The organism is Burkholderia sp. MSMB1078WGS (assembly GCF_001528895.1).
In the GTDB taxonomy this organism is placed as follows: Bacteria; Pseudomonadota; Gammaproteobacteria; order Burkholderiales; family Burkholderiaceae; genus Burkholderia.
Map to the genome: position 1 here is coordinate 114,561 of NZ_LPDI01000032.1, position 7,052 is coordinate 121,612.

Below are 7,052 nucleotides of genomic sequence, written 5' to 3' on the forward strand. Positions count from 1 at the left end.
TGGCTGATATCACCACCACACAGTATTCAGACGCGCCCTATCGCCTATTCCGGCACGAAAGCAAATCAAACAAGCTGAGTCGCAACCGACGACTGCACCAGCAGCTCGACGTTCAGCGCCGCGTTCTCGTACACCACGTAGGCCAGACCGTTAACGGCCGCAAGACCCTGATTCGTCCAGTTGCCCGCATCCAGGCCGGCCATACCCGACAGCTCGACGCGGTCACCCACGTTGCCGTTCACCATCATCTGCGTATGGCCGTCGGCACGGAACAGATCTTGATGGCCCAACGTAAGCACGTCGCTCATCGACAGTTTCAGCGTGTTGTTGCCAGTTCCCGTCAGGTCGAACACTTCGATGCCCGTGACCTTGTTCGTGATGCCGTTGTTCAATGCGGTGATGTCCAGGACCTGATTCGCACCGGTCAGCTTCAGCGTATCGATTCCCTTACCGCCGTGAGCGCCGCTGCCGTCCTGGTTGAAATACGACACGTTCGACACGGTAAACACCGTGTCGCGATTGCCGCCGTGATACGCACCCTCGACAAGATTCTGGGCCGTCGCCGGATCCACAAGTTGATCCGGGGTATTTTTAGCGAATTCAAAATTGTCCAGCCATGTCAACACCTGTGCCGCGGATTCGCGCCATGCCTGGTCGAACACGATCGAACTGAACAAAAGCCCATCCGGCATATCGATCTCAATATGCTGGCTTGCGCCATTCTTCGCTACGATATCCGGGGCGGTATAAATCAGGTTTCCATTGCGGTCGTAGAAAGTCAGCACGACTCTTTCTTCAGTTGTAACATCTCCCACGTCGAACGAAAAATGCGACGCGGTCAATCCATCACGAAGATCGAGCCGAACCTTGCCAGCCAAATTCAACGACATGCTTGGCGACGGCATAGACATTCCGCCCCCACTGGTATCACCCGAATAAAGACCTTGTTTCCAACTGGTTTTTGCGATGGTATCGATTCCCGTCAAGTCGAAGTACTGAAGCGAAACCTTTTGTCCACCCGAAATCGATACTGATTGGCGGCTATCGAAATTCTCAGAAAATCCGCTAGCATTGAGGTACGAAGAAACGTTGCCGGCGGTGTCGACGATCGCCGCGGCAACCGGCCCTGTGGAAACGGCGAAGGTCGCGGAGCCCGAAGAGATTTCCGCCGCCGTCAACGCGTGCATGAAGCGCTTGTCGCCGACCTGCACCGAGATCAGCGAACCCGGTTGCACCAGTTCGCCCGCAAACTTCACGGTGACCATCTCGTTCTTCTGGAAAATCGCCGTGGGCGCGGCGACCGATGTCTTCAACGTTACGTCTGCCACGCCGGTCCCACCTACGATGCCGGCTGAGTTGACCACCCGCGTCTGGATCGTCCAGTTGCTCGTATGCGCATTCGGGTCGATCACCACCCACGTACCATCAGACTTCGTCAACGCGTCTTGCCATGTGCGGCCACCGTCGGTCGATACCTGCACTTTCTCACCCGCTGCCAGCGCCGCCGATACGTGACCGCTCAGCAAGCGGCCCGCCGTGCCGTCGTTCGTTACGCGGTCGAAATTGAAGCTGCCGCTGTCTCGCCCCATGCTGTCCAGCAATGCCTGCGCGTGCGGGGCGGGGGGCGCCACGGGCCCGATCACCACGTCGTAGCCCGCCGACGCCGCACTCGTGTTGCCCGCCGGATCCATCGCCGTCACCGTCATCGCATGCGTGCCGTTCGACAGCCCATACGGCAACTGGAACGTCCACGTCCCGTCGATTCCCGTCGTCGTCGTGCCCAGCACCTTCGCGCCGTCGTACACCGTCACCGTCGAGTAGGCCTCGGCGCGCCCCGATAACTGCGGCGCCGTGCCCTGCGTCGCCGCCTCGATCTTCGGCTGTGACGGCGGCGTCGTGTCCACCTGGATTCCGTATGACGTCGACGGCACGCTCATGCCCGCGTCGTTGCTCGCGCGCGCCGTCAGGCGGTATTCACCGTCGCGCAGCGATTGCGACATCGCGAAACTCCACGTCCCGTTCGCCGCCACCACCGCCGTGCCGATTTCGCGACCGTCCACCAGCACATGAATGATCGAGCCCGCGGTGCCGCGCCCGCTCACCGACGGGCGCGAATCGTTCGTCAGGCCGCCTTTCGCGATGGCGCCCGTATAGGGCGGCACGTTGTCCATTACTGCATCGATCGTCGGACGCGACGGCCGCGTCACTGCCTTGGTTGTTGTCATCGCTTTTTATTCCAGAAATCTCGTTGTTTCGTTGAATGTCGGCGCCTGACGACCATCACCCCACTTGCGGTACGATCGTCCGGCTTGGTCCGCCACTTACTCCGGCACGACCTGAATCTCGACGCGTCGGTTCTGCGCACGGCCGTCGGCCGTCGTGTTCGATGCAACCGGATCGGACGATCCCATGCCTTCCGATACGAATTGCGCGGCCTGCAGGCCGCCGGTACGCAGATACGTTGCAACCGACCGCGCACGCGACTCCGACAAACGCCGGTTATGCGCCAGTGAACCGGTTGAATCCGTGTATCCGATAATCGTCACGCGCTGAAAACCAACGCCCTTGTTCGCGTCCAGGAACCGGTCGAGCCGGCGACGCGCGTCAAGCGTCAACTTGGCGCTATCGATCTCGAAGTTGGCATTGCCTTGCAGCAGTACCTGACGTTGCGGGGCGGGCTCGGGGCGAGGCTCGGGCACCGGCAAAGGCTGTTGCGCGGCGGGTTGCTCGACGCGCGGCGGCACCGGCTTGCCGCACACGAAGGTGATTTCGCGAGGATCCGCGAGCGCGGTATTGCCGCGCATGCGATCCACGGCCTCCAGAACCGTCACGTCCTTGCCGGCGCAGAGCTTCTCCGCCACCGCACGGCACGCGTTGCCGCTCGACAGCAGGCCATCGCAGGTCGCCCGATAGGCTGGCTGCGACTGATTCGGCACGTCGATTGCACGAATGCTGTGGGTTGGCCCGGACTGGGTCGCGCATGCGCCAAGCATGACGACGAGCGCACCGGCAAAGCCGGCACGAAAAACGTGTTGAAGTGTTTGCATGATGCTGTTCCCGCTATCTGCGGAAGATTGAAGGAATGGGATGGGATCAACGGCGCTGAGTCACGGCGGATCGCCGCGCGCGGGCTGGCGGAGAAACGTTGCCAACCCGCGGCGATCTGCCGTGAGACCGGGCCCGGAGGCCCGGGCCCGTCTTACCACTGATATGCAGCCCCCACGCCGAAGGTGTTGCCACCGCTGCTGAGGCCAACGCCGGCACGCATCTTGATGTTTTCCGTAATGCGTGCCTCGCCACCGAGCGATACGGCCTGGTATCCCTTGTAGGACGCCCCGCCGATGCCGAACGAGATGTTCTTGCCCGGATCGACGCTCGGAATCATCGCCAGAGCGGTGGCGGCCGCGATACCGGAGTACGCGTTGCGCGACAGATCATTGATCTGGCCTTGCATGCCGCCCATCGCACGGTCGAACTGCCCCTTGCTGACGGCATCGGTCGCCTTCACGCCATCCGCGATGTTGACGATTCGGCGCTCGGCTCCCTCCTTGCCTACCGAAACGGTATTGGCTTCGGTGGCGGCCGAGTCGTGACCGATCGCGACTGCATTGGTTGCACCGGACGCGACGCTTGCGCCCTGACCGACAGCCGTGCCGCCTTCGGCGTTGACCTTGGAGTTCGCACCGAACGTCGAACCGTCGTTGACACCGTTCGCGACCTGCGCACCGGAGCCCGCAGCCGAGTTGCCGTTACCGTCGCCCGGCTTCGCCGCCAGGATCTGGCCGCTCGTCGAGCCACTACCACCGGTGACGTCGATCGCGCCGGTTCCGGACGTACCGCCGCCGCTCGACCCGCTACCGCTGCCCGACTCGCCCAGACCGGCGATACGGCCGCCGAGATCGTCGACCTTCCCGCGCAGCTCGGAGAACTGGCCAAAGTTCACGGCGTCATGCTCTTGCGTGCCCTTGGCCACGTTCGTCAGCACTACCGGGCCCGACGACATGCCGTTGCCAAGCGTCACGCGGCCGTAATTCGGCGTGCCTTCCGGCAGCTTGTCGTACACCACCGCGCCAGCCAGGCTGACGCTGTCGCCGATGCCGTTCTGGATCTTCGTGACGCGATTGTCGATGTTCGTCAGCGCAGCGCCTGCATTGTCGAACTTCTCGCCACCGATCTCGTACGTGGGGGCAATCACCTTGCCCGTGCTCGGATCGATCGTCGCGCCGCCGCCCAGCGCGCTGGTCACGCCGCGCAGTTGGCTCACGTTCACGGCATCCGTCGAATCCTTGCCGGACGCGATGTTATGCAGTGCGACCGGTGCGGACACGCCTGCACCACCCAGCGTGACGGAAGCGTAGTTCGTCGTGCCGTCGGCGTGCTTGTCGTACACCACCGCGGACTGCAGTTGGCCGTTGTCGCCCACGAGGCCCGCCGAGCGAAGTTGCCGCACGTTGACCGCGTCGGTGTCGTCGGCGCCGTCCGCGACGTTCTTCAGCGCGACCGGGGCCGCCGCGTTCTTGCCGCCGAGCGACACCGCGCCACGCGATGCGTCGTCGTACTGCACGGCATTCTCCGCAACCGCCTGCAACGAGTCGATTCGCGTCGTGTTGCCCGACACGCGTTCGTCAAGGTTCGACATGGCGTCTCCGACGTTGCGATACTGCGTCGTTCCACCCTTCGCATCCGACAACTCGTACGTCGGCGCCGTCAGCTTGCCGGTGACCGGATCGAACGATGCACGGCCACCAAGTCCTTGCGCGACATCCCGCGCGATCGCGTTCATCTGGGCTCCATTCACCGCATCGGTGCTGTCGGCCGCGAGCGAGCCGTTGGCGACATTGCCGATCACGGTACCGTTCGAGCCGCCGAGCGTCACGTGAGTCTTCGACGCGTCGTCGTACGCAACCGCTTTCGGATCCGTGCCGCCGACACCGCCATTGCCACTTTCAGCCGCGGCCTTCAGTGCGTCGTTGACGTTGGTGTAGGTCTTGCCGCCGACCGTGTACGACGGTGCCTTCACCGACCCATCGGCATCGATCCCCGCACCGCCGCCAAGCGCTTCCGTTACCCCCGTCAGCTGCGACACGTTCACCGCGTCCGTCGAGATCTTGCCGGATGCCACGTTGTGCAGCGCGACCGGAACCGCGGCCCCCATGCCGCCAAGCGTCACCGAACCGACGTTCGCCGTGCCGTCCTGGTTGCGGTCGTACGTCACTGCGGCAATCGCCTTGCCGTCGTTACCGATCAGGCCCGACGACTTCAGTTGCGACACGTTCACCGCGTCCTTGTCGGCCACGCCGGCCTTCACGTTCGACAGGATCGTGCCTTCCGCACCGGCCAGCGTCGCTTTCGCCTTCGTCGCATCGGCATAGGTCACCGCCAGCGACTCGCCCGTCGTCGGGTCGATCACGCCACCGTCCTTCAGCGACTGTTGCAGACCGGCGAGGTTCTCGTTCGTCGCGAACAATTGGGCACCCGTCACGGCATCCTTGCTCGTCGCCGACAATTCACCGGTCTTCACGTTCGTGAGCGTCGTGCCGTCTGCACCGGCCAGCGTCACGGCGTCCTTCTGTGCACTGTCGTAAGCCACCGCGTTCGGGTCCGTGCCGCCCTGGCCTTGGCCTGCTGCCGCGAGCGCATCGCCGACGTTGTTGTAGACCTTGTCCCCGACCTTGTACGACGGCGCCGTGATCGTGCCGTCGCCGGCGATGGTCGTGCCGCCGCCCAGCGCGTCCGTCACGCCCTTGAGCTGACTCAGGTTCACCGCGTCGGTGCCTTGCGTACCCTTCGCAACATTGACGATCTGGCGCTGCATCTGCTCAGAGCCAATCGACAACGCATTGCCGCGGTTCGCGACCGAACCGGCACCCAGCGCCACACCGCCCGCGCCGGCCGCCGTCACGCTTGCATTGGCACCCAGTGCCATCGCATCGCTGACGTTCTGCATGACCGATGCCGATGTGCCCATTGCGATGCTGTTTCGCGCGCCGACCATCGTCTTCGCGCCATCGCCCACGGCTACCGAACTGTCGCCGATCGCCGAGACCTTGTTGTTGCCGAGCGCAACCGAATTGTCGCCGTTCGCTTTCGCTTCGGAGCCGACCGCGATCGCACGCACACCGTTCGTCGTCACCATGCTGCCGATCGCGACCGAATATTCCTGATCGACGCCGGTCTGGGCCATGCTGCCGATGCCGACGGAATGGTCCGATCCGGCGACCGACTGCAAGCCGACCGCGACGGCGTTGACCCCGGCCGCTGCCGACGCCACACCGATTGCCGCAGCCGTACCCGACAGCGGATCGCGACCGTTCATCGACGCGATGTTGGGTATGCTGCCGTCGTCGCCAAAGCCTTCGATCGCAACGAAGCTGCCGGGCTTCGAACTGACGTCACGAGTCTGCTTCAGGGCCATGAGGTGGTTTTGCTGCTCCGCCACCGATGCGTTGATCTGATCCAGCGCAGCGTACAGCTGCGAGCCGTTCACTGCATCGGTGCTCTGCGCATCGACCCTGCCTTCGCCGACGTGAACGATCCGGCGCGTCTTGCCCTCGCTGCCAACGGCGATCGTATCGGCTTCCTCGGCCACCGAGTTGTAGCCGATCGCCACCGAATTCACGCCGGTAGCGCGTGCACCGGAGCCCAGCGCCATTGCATATCGATTCGTTGCATTGGCTCCCGCACCGATCGCGACGGTCTGGTCACCGACCGCACGCGCAGCGATGCCGTTCGACTTGACCTTGATGTACTTGAAGTCAATGGCACCGTTGACGAGCTTGTCCTCGAGATCGTCGAGACCGCCAGTCAATTGATCGACGTTGACCGCGTCGGTGCCTGCGACCCCCGTCGCCACGTTCGACAGCTTCACCGTCTGACGTACATCCATCCCGCCCAGCGTCACCTTGCGATAGTCCGGCGTGCCGTCCGCATTCTTGTCGTACGTCACTGCGGCCAGTGCCTTGCCGTCCTTATCGACCAGACCCGACGACTTCAGTTGCGACACGTTCACCGCGTCCATGTCGGCCTTGCCGGCCTTCACGTTCGATAGGTCG

Annotated in this window: 3 protein-coding genes; all 3 read right to left on the bottom strand. The window is 63.6% G+C overall.

What is annotated here, in order from left to right:
- Window positions 1-65 precede the first annotated feature (65 nt).
- Window positions 66-2,225, bottom strand: a complete 2,160-nt coding sequence (locus WT24_RS34225) for an Ig-like domain-containing protein (RefSeq protein WP_156441767.1) — start codon at window positions 2,223-2,225, stop codon at window positions 66-68.
- A 96-nt stretch (window positions 2,226-2,321) separates the two neighbouring features.
- On the bottom strand, window positions 2,322-3,047 hold the full coding sequence (locus WT24_RS07690; protein ID WP_060032334.1) for an OmpA family protein: 726 nt from the start codon (window positions 3,045-3,047) through the stop codon (window positions 2,322-2,324).
- Window positions 3,048-3,199: 152 nt separating this feature from the next.
- Window positions 3,200-7,052 (bottom strand): YadA-like family protein (locus WT24_RS07695; protein ID WP_179949324.1); only part of this gene is annotated, 3,853 nt, incomplete at its 5' end.